Source organism: Croceitalea marina (assembly GCF_042684265.1).
GTDB classification, from domain to species: Bacteria; Bacteroidota; Bacteroidia; order Flavobacteriales; family Flavobacteriaceae; genus Croceitalea; species Croceitalea marina.
This window is the reverse complement of record NZ_JBHULB010000007.1, coordinates 590,517-608,571: the sequence shown is the minus strand read 5'-3', so window position 1 is coordinate 608,571 and position 18,055 is coordinate 590,517. Positions and strand designations below refer to the sequence as shown.

Here is an 18,055-nt window from a genome sequence, read left to right as displayed (position 1 = left end):
ACTATTAGAACAAGTTTTTTGGTTGGTTATTTAGTTAGGAACCGCTCCGAAGTGTCTAAGACTCGGGGCGGTTCTTTTTTTAAATAAGTTTTTCTAAATTCTGATGGATTCTCACCCGTGACTTTTTTGAAACTTCGATTAAAATACGAAAGGCTTTCAAAACCACATTCAAAACATGCTTCGGTCACATTTTTACCTTTTAAAAGTAATCGCTTTGCCTGGCTTATGCGATATTGATTTAAAAACGCAATAAATGTACTTCCGGTAGCTTTTTTAAAATATCGACAGAAAGCGGGCTTGGTCAAATTACATAGCGAAGCCACTTCTTCAAGTGAGATTTTAGACTGGTATTGTTCGTCAATAAAACCATAGATTTTACGGATTCTTTCTTGTTCTTTGCTACTATACTTATTAACAAATGGGGTTTTATGCAACAATTCAAATTCGTTGCTGCCGGCTAATAATTTTAAAAGATTCATAATGGTCATAAAGTAATCAAAAGGCTCAAGGTAGTGCAAGGTTTTCATGAGTTTCCCCACCTCCTTTTTAGTGGTTCCAAAGAATGCAATTCCATACTTCGACAGTTCCAGTAGCCTATCAATTTGGTGCAACTCAGGCAAACTGTCTAGTATCTTATCCCTAAAATTAGATTTAAAGTGAAGAACTTCTTTGCGATAGGTCGTTGTTACTCCGTGATCAAAGTTGAGGTGTGGTATATTGGCGCCGATTAAGACTAGGTCACTTTCGCTGTATTCTGATATGTGATTTCCTACATGTCTTTTTGCACTAGCTCCTTCAATATAAACAAGCTCAAGCTCTGGGTGAAAATGCCAATAAAATAAATGATTCAATTTAGGATTATGCAAAAGTCTGAAGGGACTTTTAGCATCTGGAGAGATGGTTTCCAATTGAATTTTCATAAATGCCTTTTTATTAGAAATAGCACAAAATTGTCATTAAAAATAAGTAATGATATTCAAAAAGTTAAAATAGTACAAATTTATGTCAATATTGGCACCAAAGTGTAATGGTCACTCTACTACATTTGAACCAGTAAAACAAAACTTACGACTATGAAGAATGCTGAAAAATTAGAAATGGCAAATAAGGGGCATAAAGAGATTCCCGGAAATCCTTCTACGGCCACGACTAGTAAAAAAAGTTTAAATAAACGCTTTAATAAAGAAGCATTAAGAGTCCTCTCTGAAGAGGATTGGAGTTTTTGGATTCATAACGGATATATCGTAATTAAAAATGCGGTATCTAAAGAACAAGCACAGGCAACTGCAGATTTTCTTTGGGAATTTGACGAGAAAGACCCTAATGATCCTAGCACTTGGTACGCACCACCTCGAGCAGAAATGCAAATGAAGGAGTTAACGGGAACAGGAATGGTAGAGGTATACAATCATCAATATTTATGGAACAATAGGCAGACTCAAAGGGTATATGATGCATTTGCAGATATTTGGGGTACTGAAAAACTATGGGTCACTATTGATCGAGCAAACTTAAATTTTCCGCAACGGCCTGGAGACAACAAAAAAGGATTTATCCATTGGGATTACGACCCTGAGACCAGACCACAAAACGTTCAAGGTGTTCTCGCACTGGCCGATCAGACAGATGAGGATATGGGAGGTTTTCAATGTATCCCATGGCTATATAGAAATTATGATACCTGGAAGTTGACACAACCTGAAGACCGAAATCATTTTCAACCAAGTTTGGATGGTATAGAAAATAAGATTGTAAAGGTTAAAATGAATGCTGGAGATTTGTTGATTTTTAATAGCACAGAGCCCCACGGTATTAGACCTAACAAATCAAAGGATAAAGTGCGTATTGCTCAATATATTTCAATGATGCCTGCGGAAGAAGACAATGAGGCGTTACGCAATTGGCGTATTAATTCTTGGAAAAAAAGAATTGCTCCAGAAGGCTATGCTTTTCCAGGAGACCCGAGAAATTGGGAGCGTGACAAGTATGATACCGCAAAATTAAATAGCCTTGGCGAAAAATTGTTAGGTCTGAAAAATTGGTAAGGCGCTAATTGTAAACCAAAAAACTATTATGACAACTACTATGAGCTTTTGGGATATCGGTATTATCCTTTTCTATTTTGCAATTATCTTATGGATAGCCCAATGGGCTTCAAAAAGCAATAAAACGGGAACAGCTTCAGATTATTTTTTGGCTGGTAAAAATCAAGGTTGGCTTGTAGTAGGAGCTTCTTTATTTGCATCCAACATCGGTTCTGAAATAATATTGGGGGTTTCTGGGGCAGGAGCTAGAGCTAATATGCCAATGGCGAATTTTGAGATAATAGCTTCTTTGGTACTTATTCTTTTGGGTTGGGTTTTTGTTCCTTTTTATCTAAGAACAGGAGTATATACGATGCCAGAATTTTTAGAGAAAAGATATTCGAAAGCTTGCCGTAATTATTTGTCTGTGGTCTCCATTTTGGCTTATGTCATCACTAAAATTTCTTTAATAATTTTCGCTGGAGCATTGGTTTTTGAAACTATTGGAGTTCCTTTTTGGACAGGCGCTATTATTACAGTAATTGCCACAGGCTTCTACACTGTTTTAGGAGGCTTAAAAGCTGTTATCTATACGGATATGGTGCAAGCAGTCATACTTTTAGTTGGTGCTATAGCGGTAACAGGTTTTGGCCTATATCAATTGGGAGGATGGGATGGAATGGTAGCAACCTTGGAATTAGCTTCTAAAACTGACGGTAATCCACCTACAGAAAGGTTTTTTAACCTATGGCGACCGATGTCGGATTCTGAATACCCTTGGACCGGGATGTTGTTTGGAGCTCCAATTTTGGGGGTTTGGTATTGGTGTACAGACCAGTATATTGTTCAACGTACCTTATCGGCAAAAGATATTTCTAATGCCCGTAAAGGAGCACTTTTTGCAGGTTATTTAAAATTATTGCCAGTTTTTATATTCTTTATTCCAGGAGTCATTGCTTATGCTCTCTTGCAAAAGGGGGAAATTAATTTTGTCTTAGAAAACGCCGATCAAGCTTTACCTGCAATGATAAATAGTTTTCTTCCAATAGGCTTAAAAGGGTTGGCTATTGCTGGGTTATTAGCGGCTTTAATGAGTTCGCTGTCATCGGCATTTAACTCAAGTTCTACATTGTTGACAATTGATTTCTACAAACAGTATAAACCAAATGCAACTGATAAGAGCTTAGTTCGTTTTGGTCAAATAGCGACAATTGTACTGGTAATTGTTAGTTTGGGGTGGATTCCTTTTATGAGGAGTTTGATGGATGGGGGAATATTTCATTACTTACAGAGCGTACAGGCTTACATATCTCCTCCAATTGCTGCAGTTTTTTTATTTGGATTGTTTTATAAATGGATTAATGCCAAGGGAGCAATTGTGGCTTTATGGTCTGGATTTATCATTGGAATATTCAGGTTGGTTACTGAATTCATGAGCAAGGAAGGATCGTTAGTTGTTGAGAAAGGAACAATACTTTACTATTTTTTAGAAATCAACTTTTTACATTTTGCCCTCTTTTTATTTTTATTGTGCGCGGTAATTCTAGCGTTTGTAAGTAGGTTTGGAGAATCAAAATCTGAAGCGCAGCTAACTTTGGTTACGTTTCAAAAAAATATCGAAATAAAAAATATTCAGTGGTCAAAAGATGCAACACTTACGGTATTGCTTGTTGTCTTTGTACTCGCTTTATGGGCACTATTCAGTCCAATAGGTTTGGCAGGTTAAAATGGATTTAAAATTAAAAAATAAGACAGCTTTTATTTCAGGTTCCACAGCGGGAATAGGCTTTGCAACAGCAAAATCTTTACTTAGGGAAGGAGCGGAAGTTATTTTAAATGGTAGAACCAAAGCATCAATTGATAAAGCAGTAAGTAACCTTAGTGTAGAGTTTACACAGAGCAAAATCTATGGCATACCTGCCAATTTTGAATATGAAGATGAAGTGCAAAATCTCTGTAACGCAATTGGCGATATAGATATTTTGATTAATAATGTTGGTATCTATAAAGCAGCATCTTTTTTTGAAATGGATGATTCCTTCTGGCAACGACAGTTTAACATAAATGTTATGAGTGGCGTTCGACTTTCCAGATATTTTTTACCTAAAATGTTGGAGAAAAACTGGGGAAGAATATTATTTATATCTAGCGAATGTGCAGAATTAGCACCTCCAGATATGCTGGCATATAGCATGACCAAATCAGGAATGATTACTGTTTCAAAAGGTTTAGCGCAGTTAACAAAAGCTAGTGGGGTTACTGTAAATACGATTCTGCCTGGCTCCACTTTATCTAAAGGAGCAGAAAATTTTTTAAAAGATGAAGCTGATAAAAAAGGAAAATCTAAAGAAACTGTTGAAGCAGAGTTTTTTAAAAATGAAAGAACCTCGTCACTTTTACAAAGATTTGCAAATGTTGATGAGGTTGCAAACACCATAACTTATTACTGCAGCCCTTTGGCTTCTGCCACCAACGGTTCGGTAATAAAAATAGATGGAGGAAGTACAGGAGGCTTAATATAAAAACACTCAAACACTTAAAACCAATATGATGCGAAAACTTAAAATTTTAATACCTGCTCTACTTTATTTAATGGTGGGTTCTTGTGCGGGGAATTCAGAGAAAGAAACAAAAACCGAATTAGAAAATAAAAAAGAGGAAGCAAAAACAGAACCAATGAAAGATGAAAAACTATTAAGACACGTAGTTATTTTTAAATTTAATGATGATGCTAGCGAGGAACAAGTGGAAAAACTGAACAAAAGTTTTAATGACCTTTCTAATCACATCTCTGTTATTCGGGATTTTGAATGGGGTTTAAACGATAGTCCAGAGGATTTTCACCAAGGATTTACCCATTGTTATTTACTCACATTTAGGTCTGAAAAAGATAGGGACAGTATTTATACCCCACATCCAAAGCACCAAGAGTTTGTTGCAAGTTTGGGACCTTATGTGGAAAAAGTTTTTGTTGTTGATTATTGGGCAAATTAATTAGTCTTAAAGAATGAATATGGTAATAAGTTAAGGTCGTATGCAAAATAAGGGGCTTAAGACTATTCTTTAAAATAATGGTATTTTTGCGCGCTTCAAACAGTACCCATGAAAAAGTACCTCAATCTTTTTGACTTTAAACAAAAAGTAGATTACAAGACTGAAATCCTTTCAGGACTAACAGTTGCACTGGCTCTAGTTCCAGAAGCTATTGCTTTTGCACTTATTCCTGGATTTTCTCCATTAACAGGACTTTATGCCGCTTTTATTTTGGCGTTGGTGACCTCGATTTTGGGGGGGCGGCCAGGAATGATATCTGGTGCAACAGGGGCGGTAGCCGTAATTTTTGTGGGCTTAATACTAGAGCTTAAAAATACGTTTCCGGGTATTGAACCAGAAACGATTCTAAACTACGTTTTTGCTACCGTTATTATTGCGGGAGCATTTCAGATTCTTGCTGGAATACTTCGATTAGGTAAGTTTATTCGTTTAGTACCGCATCCCGTGATGTTCGGATTTGTAAACGGATTGGCCATTATCATCTTTATGGCCCAGTTTCCTAATTTTTATCAAAAAGGAACAGACGAACTGCTATCAGGTTCTTCGTTATATATTATGCTTGGCTTAACCCTATTGACCATGTTAATTATTTGGGGTTTACCAAAACTGACAAAAGCAGTACCATCTTCGTTAGTGGCCATTGTTATTGTTTCGGCAATAGTTTTGGGTTTTGGTGTAGACACGCTTACCGTTGCAGATACGATGCGTGAAGGAGAGACTATAAAAGGCGGATTTCCTCCACTTTCTATCCCTCAAATACCATTTACTTGGGAGACTTTTATGATTATTTTGCCCTATGCCGGTATTGTAGCTGGTGTTGGTCTTATCGAAAGTTTACTGACCTTAAATATTATAGACGAGATTACAGAAACACGAGGCCGAGGTAATAAAGAGTGTGTTGCCCAAGGAACGGCAAACATACTCTCAGGATTTTTATCCGGTATGGGCGGTTGTGCCATGATTGGGCAGAGTTTGATCAATACCTCTTCTGGTGCGCGGGCAAGACTATCGGGTATAACCGCTGCAGTAATGCTTTTGGTATTTATTATGTTTGGCAGTAGCCTTATTGAGCGCTTACCTATGGCGGCATTGGTAGGCTTAATGTTTATGGTGGCCATCGGAACTTTTGAATGGGCGAGTTTTAAGACCTTTCGTAAAATGCCCAATTCTGATGTTATTGTTATGATTTTGGTCACTTTAATTACGGCAATTACCCATAACCTTGCGGTTGCGGTATTATTGGGGGTTATCATTTCGGCATTGGCTTATTCATGGGAGAATGCAAAACGCATTCGTGCCAGAAAACATGTCGATGAAGATGGTATAAAACATTATGAAATCTACGGCCCTTTATTCTTTGGTTCGACCACCTTATTTGCCGAAAAGTTCGATATTCAAAACGACCCCGATGAGGTTATTATTGATTTCCAAGAAAGCCGTGTAGCTGATATGTCGGGTATTGAAGCTTTAAATAAAATTACCGAGCGTTATGCAAATGCAGGTAAAAAAGTGCATTTAAGGCATTTGAGTAAAGACTGTGTGCGTTTGTTAAAAAATGCGGAAGACATTATAGAGGTCAACCTTATGGAAGACCCAACCTATAAAGTGGTTGCCGATAAAATTGTGACCAAATCAGAGTCCGACACCAATAATCCTTTTAAGCTATGGGGATTATAACTTTCTAAGAAAACAAGCGATATAGCCCAAAAACAATTAGGCATAGGAGAAAGAGCGCAACAAGGCCCATTTTTATATTATGCGCTTTATCTTTCTTAGCTTGTGCAATTATTTTATCCCGAATTTTTTGCTGCTCAAAAGGAGTCAATTCTTTAAAACTAAGCCTAGTCTCACTTGCATATCCTATATAGTCTTTTCGTAGTTCTTTAAAACTTCTTTTCTCTTTTTTAGTAGAGCTCGGTTAGCCTTCACTACCTTCATGGGTTGTCCTGAATACTCCATAATCTGCTGCTTTTATTATGGGTAGTGAAAAAAGTGGTTTTGTTACAATAGATATTCTAATCAACTGTCTAATAGAATATTCATAAATTACATAAGCGAAAACCTTGTTTTTAGATTTGATAATGTTATACATTCAAACTAACTAAGGAAAATCTTCTTACTTTTTTAGAAAATAGAATTGAAATGAAAAAAAAAATAGATTGGTTAAATCATTCGTTGGAATTTTTTGTGGTCCTTATAGGAATATTGATAGCATTTCAATTAAATAAATGTTCCGATAATCAAGCAAGAGAAAGCTTAATAGAAAACCACCTTTCTCAAATACGATATGAATGTCAAGAAAATGCAGAGAAATTAGATTTATCAATAGAACAGATTACCGTTCAAATTCAAAATTGTGATTCGCTATTATCTGAAATATCTAATGGGCAAAGACCTAAAAAAATCAGGGATTTGGCTACAAAACTTTTAGATTTAAGAAATATGGATATCAGTACCAATGCCTATAACGTTCTTGTTCAATCGGGTGACATAAGGTTTTTGAACAATTATAATAAAAAGCGAAAAGTCATTTCATTATATGAAGATTTTAAAAGTGTAGCACAAATAAATACTAGTAATCAAAATCTTTATGACAATCACTTCTACCCTTATATAAAAACAAACTTTGATTTGGTGAATTGGAATAAGGTTAATGCAGATTCAGAAAACGATAAAAAGTTGTACTACTCCAGAGAGTTTGCAAATACGGTATCGACCTATAGATTTTTATTGGTTTCAAAAAAACGAATCTATCTGAACCAAAAAACGGTAATCGATAAGTATTTAAGTGAATAAGTATTAGTTGAGATTAGAGTTGAAAAAAGATAAAGCTCAAGCTTAAAAAAAAGCGAAAAATAATAACTTTGAAATTACCAGATGATAATTTCAAAACTCTTTTAATCTAGCCTCTGGGCTCCTGTGCTCAATTTAGAAATCTTCCAGCTGTCACCATAAATAGATTCATAAGTGATTTCTAAATCTAGATTTTCATCAAGCAGTATTTTTTCGAAAAAGCTCGAAGCTTTTTTGCTCAAAGTATCTGGGGAAATTAAAGTAATTTCCTCTCCAGCCGTAATGAACCTATTTATGTAGATATCGTCATAATTAAAAGCATACTTTACACTATCTCTTTTTTTACTGATGAATACAGCTAGACGCTCTTCCACTTCCTTTTTTTCATAGTGAAGTTTTACATCTGTAATGATGGCAGGGCCAATGCCTTTATTTTCCAGCGTAAAACGATAAAAATCTGTTTGTATACCGCTATGCCCCAGTTCTAAGTAAGGAAAAACTGCGGTATGCTGTTCTTTTCTAATTAGATTGGTCTGGTAAATGAATACAGCTAAGGTAAGTATGCTTATAACTACGGCACTTGTACTCATTATTTTTTCGCTACTCCAAAAGCTTTTTTTCTTGGCCATAAACTATTCTCTGGTTTTTCCTAAAAACACATTTACTTTTGGGTTTTGCGGATTGCCGTTGGCCCTTCGCATGGTAACGATTTGGCCCGTATGATGAATACAGTCAGACAGCATTCCATTAAGCATATTCCAGTATGGAAAATCGGTTTGTTTGCCACCTCGCTCGAAAGTCACCTTAAAATTTGAAACTTCATCTGCATTTTTACCCTTTACGAGCTGGCTTGCTGCCTGCAAATTCTCCAAGGTTTTTTTTCGTAATTCTTCAAAAGAATAGCTACTAAAATCTTTAGGTCGAATACTGGGTTCGCCTTTTGGGGCTTCTAAAATCATTTCAGACATACCATAAATATGCTGTAAAGTTTCAAGAATAGTTCTTCCTTCCTTAGAAGCTTTATAGTCTAAATCTGCTTTTGTAAGGTCTTTTGTGGCCCAGTGAAAACGATAACCTAGACCATCGATCATTCTACCTATAACATTTCCGGTAGTGTAATCTGATGGCGCTTCGGGAATTTGTTCATATGGAACCTTCATATCTTGGGCTTCTAAATGATAAACTGATACAAGAACTACGATTAAAAATAATCTTTTCATATTTAGTTTTAATAATTTTACTACCTACTGCCTCAAACTCCAAATTTCATAAAGTGGGTCGCCCTTACTGCTAAAACCAGAATGATGCCAATCGCCGTCTTTCAATTCAAAATCAAAACCAAGACTTGCGCCAACACGTGAATCATCTCTTGAGAAAAATTCAATATTTTCGGTATACTTGCCATCGATGGTGGTATACGTTCCGCCACCAGTACCCATAAACTCTTTGGTTTCTGTGTTATAGGCAATCCATTGAAACCGGGTTCCCGAAAGTATTTTCATGGTCTTTCGGGGTCTGTTGGTATCCCTACTTTGAAACTCCCCATAACGTTTACGGCCAGACATTAACCAAGCCCCGCTAAGTATACCTGGGCCCCCACTATCTATGCGTTTTAGTTTAATATTATCACCTTTCAAGTATAATGAATTAGCGGTGAGTTCTATCTCATAAGACTTGGTCTTGCCAATTCTATCAGGATTTTGGGAATCAAATTCAATCGTTTGGGAAATGGAATTACCATTAGTAGACCAACTCCCTCCAAATGTTGCCATAAAAGCGCCTGTTTTAGCATCATACGCTGAGGCCACATGGTGATTTTTAGAAAAAATAAATACAATTTTAAAGCCTTTTGTGATTGAATCGGTCTTTACGGATTTCTCTGTCTCCCAAGCACCGATGAGAGACTGAGACTGCAGTGCACAAAACGAAAACAGTGTGAATACTATTGAGAAAAAGATTTTCATTTGAAATTGCTTTTAATAAAAAATGCTGTTAAGCCAACCTTTTGGCAGCATAACAGCATTTAAATTAGGTAAAAAAGTTTTATAAGGTACGAAGATACTCGGCAACATCACGAGCTTCATCTTTACTTAAATTTTGATTGAGCATTATTGCGTTGTTATATTCTTTGAGTAAAGCCTTTGCAATAGGATCCTCTTTTAACATACCATCAGGGTTTAAAATCATGTTCATTACCCATTCTGGACTGCGACGTTCATACACTCCTTTCATAGCGGGCCCAATCATTCTGCCTTCTATCATATGGCACGCTACACAGATGGCATTGAATTTGGCTTCTCCTCGGGCCGCCATTTCAGTATCGATGTCAGCGGCAAAGTCCACATTTTTAATAGGCCCAACACCTTTATTATCTAAATCTGTCGGTACCCCGGCATTTTCCTCTTTTTTATCTGCAGATTTCGTTCGGCTTACCTCAAATCCGTCTTTCTTTTCTTCTTTCTTTCCGCCACAACTTGCTATAAAAGCTCCTAAGGCAATGAACAGAATTACTTTTTTCATCTTGCTTTTTGTTTAATCGTTACGTTGATTAGAGCCACTAATATAAGTCAAACTTTGCCCCTTAACAAAAGCAACTTTCTTTTTATAACAATAAGCTACAACGAGTTTAAAAATTCTACTCCCCGCTTTTCGGCATAGCTTATATTTTTTCTTCCCCAAAAGCCTACATGTCCTCCAAAGTCAGGTACTTCTAGAAATAATTTGGAATTTTCAAGTGCTTCTTTATACGGGTAGCAGGCCTCACCTAAAAAAGAATCGTTCTTGGCATTTAAAATGAGGCTAGGTATTTTAATGTTAGGTAAAAATTGTTGACAACTACATTTTTCGTAATAGTCTAGCGCATCTACAAATCCGTGTGCTTTACTGGTATAGACATCATCAAAATCTTTTAAGGTAGTTATCAATTTAATATCGGTTTCTGATATTTTTTGGGGGAACATTTGTTTTTTTTCATGCAGTTTGGCCAGTAAGTGTTTTTTAAACCGTTGCGAGTAAATCGCATTTTTTGATTTTAACAATTCATCACTCGCACTTTTTAGACTGCATGGTACAGATACACCTACCGCACCTTTTAGTTGCGGTGGAATTTTATTGACCTCACCTAAATATTTCAGCAAAAGGTTGCCGCCGAGGCTATAACCCATAAGAAAAATGGACTCGTAAGATTTTGTATTTAACACATGTTGAATTACTTCTATCAAATCATCTGAAGCGCCAGAATGATAGGTGCGGTATAATCGATTTTGTTCTCCACTGCATCCTCTTAAATTTATGGCACAAGCATCAAAACCGTTTTGATTGAATTTTTTCGCACTCCCCGTGATGTAATGACGTTGCGCGTTACCTTCAAGACCATGTATTAGAATAACAACTTTGTTCGTGTTTGACTTACTTTCACTCCAGTCTAAATCTAAAAAATCTCCATCAGCGAGTTCGATGCGCTCGCGTTTTTGTACCAGACCGTGAACCTTTCTAAAAACCCCAGAGTATATGGTAGAGAAATGACCATTTCTAAACGGAAATGGAGGTTTATAGTTAGAGGGAACTAAAGGCATTAGTACAATATATTATGTATTGGTTTTGTTTTTTCGGGAAGACTTTCCTCATCTAACATGTCCCTTAAATCAATTTCTATGGTTTTGCAAAGCGCTGTCATAGGAACGTCATTGATACGGCCTTCAAAAGGATCTTCACTATTACTGCCTACTTTTTCCATGGTTGTAAAAATCCAAGAAATCAAAACTGAAAAGAAAATCATTAATATCATGTGCCACCAATTATTTCCTTGTTCCAATGCTGCTAGTTGAGACTCAAAAACATTCAATAGTCCAAAAGGAACCAAAAGCACAAAAATCCATGTAAAAACAGTACTAAAATAGGCATATTGCCTAGGAAAAGGAGTGTTTTTAATGCGCTCGCACTTTCCCTGTAAGTTGTACATTTCTTCAAGATTATTATGAAAAACCTGTTTGTCAAACTCGGTTATTTTTTCTTCGGCCAACAATTGCTTTAGGTGAAGACCTTGATTTTTTATTAAATGGGTGGCCACATTTTTTCTTTCCTCCAAATCTGCTACTTCTTTTGGGTCAAGTAAGAGTTCAAAACCACTGCAGACAGGATTTCGCTCCCCATGCCTGTCGAACATACGTTCTACGGCACGATTTTCTTTTTTGGAAAAACTGTTGGGTTGGCGCAGTTGAATGCGCAAGGCGTTGATCCATGCAATATGCCTGTAGATCAACGTTACCTGTGCGGCACGGTCATTTTCGACAAAGCTCAAAACATTGTTCGCCCACGTGCGGGAGTAGTTCACGATACCGCCCCAAATTTTACGCCCTTCCCAAAAACGATCATAACTTTGGCTGTTTTTAAAACCAATATAGAAAGCAACAGCAATACCTATTACGGATAATGGCTGAAAGGGAATATCTATATGCTTCCATTCTAAAAAGTGATAGAACGAAAAAATGACCCCGGCATATATGATAAAAAACAAGAGATTTTTCCAAGCAAAGCGCATGATTATGCCCCAGCTTATATTTCTTTTAATGTACATGGTGTGTGAATTGGTAGTTTAAAGCTCCAATTTACAAAAAGAACGGTCCAATTATTACTCTTTAGGAAAACGGTTTAAAAGTTTACCTTGCTCTTCAATTGCCTCTTTAAATTCCGTTTTGAGATTACCAATTAGTTCAACAACCGGAATTGTATTTTCTATAGTAGTTACCCCTTGCCCTGCGGACCAGATAGTTTTCCAGGCTTTGGCTTCGGTATCCAATTCTTTTCCAAAATCGATTTTGGTGTCTTTTTTTAAATCTTCTTCTGTAAGCCCTGCAGCTTTTAAGCTTGCAGCTAAAAAGTTGGCATGCACACCAGATATGGCCGCGGTATAGGTGACGTCACTGGCCCCTGCTGCTATAATCATATCTTTGTATTCTTGTGGCGCCTTGCTCTCATTGGCATTGATAAAACGGGTGCCCATATATGCGAGATCTGCGCCCATTTGCATTGCCGAAGCAATATCACGACCTGTAGATATACAACCTGAAAGTAAAATGGTCTTATCAAAGAATTTTTTAACCTCTGCGACTAAGCTCATCGGGTTTATGGTGCCTGCATGGCCACCAGCCCCGGCCGCTACCAATATTAAACCATCGACTCCCGCACCAGCGGCTTTTTCTGCGTGGCGTTTTTTGATTACATCATGAAAAACCAATCCGCCATAACTATGGATGGCATCGATTACCATAGAAACAGCTCCTAAAGAGGTTATTACCAAAGGGACTTTATGTTTTATACACAGTTTTACATCGGCCTCTAATCGTGGATTAGTAGGGTGAACAATAAGGTTTACCCCAAATGGAGCTGGTTTTTTGCCCGTTTCCTCTTCAAATTTTTTTAATTCAGCTTTAATTTCAATAAGCCATTCTTCAAAACCTTCGCTGGTACGTTGGTTTAATGCCGGAAAAGTACCTACAATACCGTTTTTGCAACATTCGATTACCAGTTTAGGTCCGGAAATCAAGAACATAGGCGCGGCTACAGCTGGTAAGGACAAATCGTTGATAAAGGAAGCTTTTTGACTCATTGTTATTAATTTAGATATATTCAAATCTAACGTATTTTTGTCAATTGTTATGCGTGCATAATAAACTTAACTTTGACGCTACAAATGGAAGCAAAAGTTAGAACAGAAAAGTCTGGTCTCTTGATTCTACTAGCGTAGCGGTCTAACATCTTAAATCTATGTTTTTAAAAGAATTTGAAATTCGTTGGAGTGATATTGATGCCAATCGGCATTTGGCGAATGCCGCTTACTTAAACTATACGGGGCATACTAGAATGTCGCATTTAGCGCAGTTGGGCTTTAATCAGAGAACAATGGCGAAGCACCAAATTGGCCCAGTGGTCTTCTATGAACATATCTATTATTTTAAAGAGGTCTTTATTGGTAAACCCATTAAAGTTTCTTCAGAATTAAAGGGTATGAGCCAGGATGGGATGTTCTTTGAGTTTCATCATGATTTCTACGATACGGACGGCAAAAATTTTGCCCATTCTGAAATGATGGGCGCTTGGATAGATCTTAAGGCCCGAAAACTGACCATTTTGCCCGATGAGTTTATGACAGCAGTTGACTTAATAGAACGGGCAGAAGACTTTAAATATTTAACCAAAGAAGATACCCGAAAGTTCGCCAGAACTCCTAAGGATTTGACTTAGACTTCTTGCTCGCCAAATACACGCCCAACAAGACCAAAGCTGCTGCACCGATTTTAACCGCTGTTAAGCTATCCTTTCCTGTAAGTAAAGCGAACAAAATTCCGAATAAGGGCTGTAAATAGATAAAAGCCCCTATGGTCGAAGCTTTAAGTTGTGTCATGGCAAAAATGTTAAAAAGATAGGTCATAAAGGTTGTACAAATGATGACAAAGGCTATCGTGCCATATGCCCAGAGCGGCATAGTACTCCACTTAATTTCAAGAACCTGGGGTAAACCGATAGGAAGGTTAATAACAACCGCAATAAGAAAAAGCCATCGCATTAATGTGAAAGGGTGGTATTTTGCCAAAAGTGTTTTTGCAACGATTAGATAGCCTCCATAAGCTGTTGCGTTTACAATGAACAGTACATTACCAAAAGGAATATTAGGTGCATCTTGCCTTAGCTCGGCACCAAAAAGAACCAAGGCCAGGGCTCCAATAAAACCTAGGGCAATACCAAGACCTTTGTTAAGGGTGACTCGTTCTTTAAGATATAAAGCAGATAAGACAATAACCACAATAGGACTTACGGTCATTAATACCGAACTATTTATTGGGGTAGAAAGCTCTAAGCCCTTAAAGTAAGCCAACATATTAACGACCATACCCAATAGAGCGGCCAATAATACGCTGCCCCAATCTTTACGATCAATCTTTTCTTTTGGGCCTAAAAATGAAATGCTCCAAAAAAGAGCTGCAACCCCTATAACCCTAAGTAGAATAAACCCGAAAGGCCTAACGTGATCAGGCATCACACCTTTAGCGATAGTATGATTTATAGCATAGATAGTGGTTGCACCAAGTGCCGCTAAAAACGCAAGCGTACGTTTGCTCATTTATGTAAGGCTTCTTTGGCTCCTTCTACCTGCTTTTTAGCGTTTCCGATAAAGATTTCATTGTCTAGAACCACTACGGGTCTTTTGAGAAAGGTATAGTGTTCTAAAATGAGATTCTTGTAATCTTCTTCACCTAATTCTTGGTTATTTAAACCTCTTTGTCGAAATAGCATTGCCCTGCGGCTGAATAAATCCTCATAACTATCGGTTAAAGCTCGCATTTCTTCCAATTCATCCGGTGTTACGCCCTTAGACTTTATTTCTCTTAGTTCAACGCCATCAAGAGGTTCCAATTCTTTTACTATTTTTTGACAGGTTTTGCAGGTTTCTAAGTGGTATATTTTTTTCATTTTCCGTGGCTTAAAATTCTTATGCAAAGAAACCTAATTCTATTAAATTGAACTATTTTTAGCCTTGTCTTAAATATATGGCCTTGGAAACACAGTTTACCATTGTAATAAAGAATAGAGAGCGTTTACATCATTATTTAGAAACTACGCCCAAAGAAGAATTAGTTAAAATTCCGAAAGGTTTCAATAATAATATCTGGTGGAATATTGCCCATGTGGTGGTCACAGAACAAAAATTGGTTTATGGATTGAGTCGACTACCACTTAACATTTCTAAAGAATTGGTGGAAAAGTATCAGAAAGGTACTGCGCCTAAAGGGCACCCACCTGCAAACGAAGTGGAAGAAATCAAAAAATTACTTTTTTCACTTCCAGAAAAAACAAAATCGGATTATAATAATGGTATGTTCACGGATTTTAAAAGTTACATGACCACTCCCAAAGTAGAATTGAACTCTGTAGAAGATGCTATTGCCTTTAATGCATTTCATGAAGGATTGCACCTTGGCAGCATTATGGCCTTGGCAAGAGTATTAAAGGTGTAGTTTTTATTTTAAGAAAGCACTTCGACAGGCTCAGTTTCACGCATAGTACTTGAAACTAAATTAGCACTCTGTACTTTTCTTTTAAAAATTGATTGGCATCCGCATAAGGAATTAGCAATTCAATCGCGCCATCGGCATATGAAGCGACTTCGTACTGGTTGTAAATAAGTTGAATGCCTTCTTTGGTGAATCCTAAGTTTTCGGGTAGGTGAAAAACTTCACCAGAAAACATAAACCCCGTAGCGTTTATGGAGCCTTGTTCCGGAATTTGTTGATTATTTCTAAACTTTGTTTCGGCAAAATCGATAAAACCCTCTAAATCTTTAAAAAGCTGGTAGTTTTCTAGTTCAACATTTTTCTCTTTATCGAAATTCAAAAAAATAGATTCGCTGTGCCCATGGGCCCCACCAGTATAAGTATAGGTGTCTAAAATTATCGATAACAAGAATGCGTTCTCGTAACGTATTTCTCCATTCGCCTTTGCTTCCCAGCCAATAGCTTCGTCATTAAATTCGTTCTTAAAACTTTGGTAGCCCTTACTAAATGAAGCCATGGCCTCTTCTACTGAATTTACATTACTACTATCCTCAAATTTTAAATGATAAATGAGTTCTTCATCAACTATCGTATTAACTTTTTCGGCAATACGGGTTTCGCCCAGAGCTCTAGGGATCGTAATCTTAATTTTTGGGCAGTCATTACAAGACTTATTTTTAAGTTCTGTAGTTTCAAACGTAAGCTTTGCTTCGTTTTCGCAACCAAGCAAAAGCAGTATTGTTAATAGGAAAAAAAACAAGTTTTTCATTAGGGCAAGTTAGATGTCAAAAATAAGCACTTGTCTTCAGTTATGGTAAGATTGATTACTCCAAAACTTAACAATACCTTTGTAATCATAATTTTATAGAATGAGCAAACAAGATTTAAAATTCAATAGTAAAACAATTCACGGAGGTCAAGAACCAGATGCCGCCTATGGTGCGGTGATGCCTCCCATATACCAAACTTCCACCTATGCCCAAAGCACACCGGGAGGTCATAAAGGATTTGAGTATTCGCGCAGTGCCAACCCAACAAGAACAGCACTGGAGAATTCGTTGGCCAGTATTGAAAATGGTTCGTATGGATTAGCTTTTGCAAGTGGATTGGCAGCTATCGATGCGGTAGTAAAATTGTTGAATCCTGGAGATGAGGTGGTTTCTACCAATGATCTATACGGTGGCAGCTATCGAATTTTTAAGCAGATTTTTGAAAAATATGGGATCACTTTCCATTTTATAGGCATGCAATCCCTAGATAAAATAGAAGCTAAAATCAATACAAACACCAAACTGATTTGGGTAGAAACACCGACCAACCCGATGATGAATGTTATTGATATTAAAGGAGTTTCTGCTTTGGCAAAAAAGCATGACTTGTTGTTGGCTGTAGATAATACTTTTGCTACACCCTATTTACAAAGACCTTTAGATTTGGGGGCAGATATTGTGATGCATTCCGCTACCAAATATTTAGGTGGCCATAGCGATGTTGTGGTAGGTGCTTTAGTTGTTAAAGACAAAGATTTGGCAGATAAATTATATTTTATCCAGAATGCCAGTGGTGCGGTTTGTGGCCCTATGGACAGTTTTTTAACCCTTCGCGGAATAAAGACGCTTCATGTGCGAATGCAGCGGCATTGTGAAAATGGAAAGGCGGTAGCAGCGTATTTGGCGAATCACCCTAAAATTGGAAAAGTGTACTGGCCTGGTTTTGAAAGTCACCCGAACCATGATGTGGCCAAGAGTCAAATGGATGATTTTGGAGGTATGATTTCTTTTGTGCCTAACGGTAGCAGTTATGAAGATGCTATTAAGATTGTAGAAAAACTAGAGATTTTTACGCTCGCCGAGTCACTCGGTGGAGTAGAAAGTTTGGCAGGTCATCCGGCGAGCATGACGCATGCAAGTATCCCGAAAGAAGAGCGTGAAAAGAGTGGTGTTGTAGATGCCTTAATAAGGCTTAGTGTTGGTATTGAAGATGCAGAAGACCTTATTGCAGATTTAGAGCAGGCAATAGGCTAATCTTTTTTTGAAATATTTTCAAAAATAAGGTCTTCAAATTATACAAATAGCATAATTTTGCCGTTGAATTCCTAATTCAATAAAATATGCCCTTTTAAGGGTTAACAAA

General features: G+C 37.2%; 21 protein-coding genes. 9 read left to right on the top strand and 12 right to left on the bottom strand.

Going from position 1 to position 18,055, the window contains the following annotated elements; translation table 11 throughout:
- Nucleotides 1–26: 26 nt before the first annotated feature.
- Nucleotides 27–920, bottom strand: a complete 894-nt coding sequence (locus tag ACFSQJ_RS06775; protein ID WP_377766198.1) for an AraC family transcriptional regulator — start codon at nucleotides 918–920, stop codon at nucleotides 27–29.
- A gap of 153 nt (nucleotides 921–1,073) precedes the next feature.
- Here ACFSQJ_RS06775 and ACFSQJ_RS06770 point away from each other — a divergent pair, with 153 nt between their 5' ends.
- From ACFSQJ_RS06770 to ACFSQJ_RS06750, 5 genes are all read left to right on the top strand, one after another.
- The gene (locus tag ACFSQJ_RS06770; protein WP_377766197.1) at nucleotides 1,074–2,045 is read left to right on the top strand and encodes a phytanoyl-CoA dioxygenase family protein; all 972 of its coding nucleotides are present in this window, start codon (nucleotides 1,074–1,076) and stop codon (nucleotides 2,043–2,045) included.
- A 28-nt stretch (nucleotides 2,046–2,073) separates the two neighbouring features.
- A complete protein-coding gene (locus ACFSQJ_RS06765; RefSeq protein WP_377766196.1) occupies nucleotides 2,074–3,750 on the top strand; it encodes a sodium:solute symporter in 1,677 nt (558 codons plus the stop codon).
- A 1-nt stretch (nucleotide 3,751) separates the two neighbouring features.
- Nucleotides 3,752–4,546: an SDR family NAD(P)-dependent oxidoreductase gene (locus tag ACFSQJ_RS06760; protein WP_377766195.1), complete on the top strand. Its 795-nt coding sequence runs from the start codon at nucleotides 3,752–3,754 to the stop codon at nucleotides 4,544–4,546.
- Between the two features lie 25 nt (nucleotides 4,547–4,571).
- Complete coding sequence (locus ACFSQJ_RS06755) at nucleotides 4,572–5,018, top strand: Dabb family protein (protein ID WP_377766194.1); 447 nt, start codon at nucleotides 4,572–4,574, stop codon at nucleotides 5,016–5,018.
- 108 nt (nucleotides 5,019–5,126) lie between these two features.
- Nucleotides 5,127–6,755, top strand: coding sequence for a SulP family inorganic anion transporter (locus ACFSQJ_RS06750; RefSeq protein ID WP_377766193.1), 1,629 nt, complete (start codon nucleotides 5,127–5,129; stop codon nucleotides 6,753–6,755).
- 241 nt (nucleotides 6,756–6,996) lie between these two features.
- On the opposite strand, the gene ACFSQJ_RS06745 is transcribed toward ACFSQJ_RS06750, so the two are convergent.
- On the bottom strand, nucleotides 6,997–7,170 hold the full coding sequence (locus ACFSQJ_RS06745) for a hypothetical protein (RefSeq protein WP_377766192.1): 174 nt from the start codon (nucleotides 7,168–7,170) through the stop codon (nucleotides 6,997–6,999).
- 50 nt (nucleotides 7,171–7,220) lie between these two features.
- Here ACFSQJ_RS06745 and ACFSQJ_RS06740 point away from each other — a divergent pair, with 50 nt between their 5' ends.
- Nucleotides 7,221–7,874: a hypothetical protein gene (locus ACFSQJ_RS06740; RefSeq protein WP_377766191.1), complete on the top strand. Its 654-nt coding sequence runs from the start codon at nucleotides 7,221–7,223 to the stop codon at nucleotides 7,872–7,874.
- Between the two features lie 101 nt (nucleotides 7,875–7,975).
- Here ACFSQJ_RS06740 and ACFSQJ_RS06735 read toward each other — a convergent pair whose 3' ends face one another.
- From ACFSQJ_RS06735 to ACFSQJ_RS06705, 7 genes are all read right to left on the bottom strand, one after another.
- Nucleotides 7,976–8,500: a hypothetical protein gene (locus tag ACFSQJ_RS06735; RefSeq protein WP_377766190.1), complete on the bottom strand. Its 525-nt coding sequence runs from the start codon at nucleotides 8,498–8,500 to the stop codon at nucleotides 7,976–7,978.
- A 3-nt stretch (nucleotides 8,501–8,503) separates the two neighbouring features.
- Entirely contained in the window at nucleotides 8,504–9,091 is a 588-nt protein-coding gene (locus tag ACFSQJ_RS06730) for a DinB family protein (protein WP_377766189.1), read from the bottom strand.
- 24 nt (nucleotides 9,092–9,115) lie between these two features.
- Nucleotides 9,116–9,835 carry a membrane or secreted protein gene (locus tag ACFSQJ_RS06725; protein WP_377766188.1) on the bottom strand — a complete coding sequence of 240 codons (720 nt, stop codon included), beginning with the start codon at nucleotides 9,833–9,835 and terminating at the stop codon, nucleotides 9,116–9,118.
- Nucleotides 9,836–9,914: 79 nt separating this feature from the next.
- Nucleotides 9,915–10,391, bottom strand: a complete 477-nt coding sequence (locus ACFSQJ_RS06720) for a c-type cytochrome (RefSeq protein WP_377766187.1) — start codon at nucleotides 10,389–10,391, stop codon at nucleotides 9,915–9,917.
- Between the two features lie 95 nt (nucleotides 10,392–10,486).
- Nucleotides 10,487–11,446: a YheT family hydrolase gene (locus ACFSQJ_RS06715; protein ID WP_377766186.1), complete on the bottom strand. Its 960-nt coding sequence runs from the start codon at nucleotides 11,444–11,446 to the stop codon at nucleotides 10,487–10,489.
- Nucleotides 11,446–12,447, bottom strand: coding sequence for a bestrophin family protein (locus ACFSQJ_RS06710; RefSeq protein ID WP_377766185.1), 1,002 nt, complete (start codon nucleotides 12,445–12,447; stop codon nucleotides 11,446–11,448). Before ACFSQJ_RS06710 ends, ACFSQJ_RS06715 begins: the two co-directional genes overlap by 1 nt.
- 54 nt (nucleotides 12,448–12,501) lie before the next feature.
- Nucleotides 12,502–13,479 (bottom strand): NAD(P)H-dependent flavin oxidoreductase, encoded by a 978-nt coding sequence (locus ACFSQJ_RS06705; RefSeq protein WP_377766184.1) that lies wholly within the window; start codon nucleotides 13,477–13,479, stop codon nucleotides 12,502–12,504.
- A 158-nt stretch (nucleotides 13,480–13,637) separates the two neighbouring features.
- Between ACFSQJ_RS06705 and ACFSQJ_RS06700 the strand changes: the two genes are divergently transcribed.
- Complete coding sequence (locus tag ACFSQJ_RS06700; protein ID WP_377766183.1) at nucleotides 13,638–14,114, top strand: acyl-CoA thioesterase; 477 nt, start codon at nucleotides 13,638–13,640, stop codon at nucleotides 14,112–14,114.
- Here ACFSQJ_RS06700 and ACFSQJ_RS06695 read toward each other — a convergent pair.
- Together ACFSQJ_RS06695 and ACFSQJ_RS06690 are read right to left on the bottom strand one after the other, a co-directional pair.
- Nucleotides 14,098–14,991 carry a DMT family transporter gene (locus ACFSQJ_RS06695; RefSeq protein WP_377766182.1) on the bottom strand — a complete coding sequence of 298 codons (894 nt, stop codon included), beginning with the start codon at nucleotides 14,989–14,991 and terminating at the stop codon, nucleotides 14,098–14,100. The two genes, ACFSQJ_RS06700 and ACFSQJ_RS06695, sit on opposite strands and share 17 nt — an antisense overlap.
- A complete protein-coding gene (locus tag ACFSQJ_RS06690) occupies nucleotides 14,988–15,341 on the bottom strand; it encodes an arsenate reductase family protein (protein ID WP_377766181.1) in 354 nt (117 codons plus the stop codon). Before ACFSQJ_RS06690 ends, ACFSQJ_RS06695 begins: the two co-directional genes overlap by 4 nt.
- Before the next feature lie 77 nt (nucleotides 15,342–15,418).
- Here ACFSQJ_RS06690 and ACFSQJ_RS06685 point away from each other — a divergent pair, with 77 nt between their 5' ends.
- Nucleotides 15,419–15,886 (top strand): DinB family protein, encoded by a 468-nt coding sequence (locus tag ACFSQJ_RS06685; protein ID WP_377766180.1) that lies wholly within the window; start codon nucleotides 15,419–15,421, stop codon nucleotides 15,884–15,886.
- A gap of 55 nt (nucleotides 15,887–15,941) precedes the next feature.
- Here the strand turns inward: ACFSQJ_RS06685 and ACFSQJ_RS06680 are convergent, their stop codons facing one another.
- Entirely contained in the window at nucleotides 15,942–16,691 is a 750-nt protein-coding gene (locus tag ACFSQJ_RS06680) for a DUF3298 and DUF4163 domain-containing protein (protein ID WP_377766179.1), read from the bottom strand.
- A 100-nt stretch (nucleotides 16,692–16,791) separates the two neighbouring features.
- On the opposite strand from ACFSQJ_RS06680, the gene ACFSQJ_RS06675 reads away from it, so the two are divergent.
- Nucleotides 16,792–17,946: a cystathionine gamma-synthase gene (locus tag ACFSQJ_RS06675; RefSeq protein ID WP_377766178.1), complete on the top strand. Its 1,155-nt coding sequence runs from the start codon at nucleotides 16,792–16,794 to the stop codon at nucleotides 17,944–17,946.
- Nucleotides 17,947–18,055: the final 109 nt, after the last annotated feature.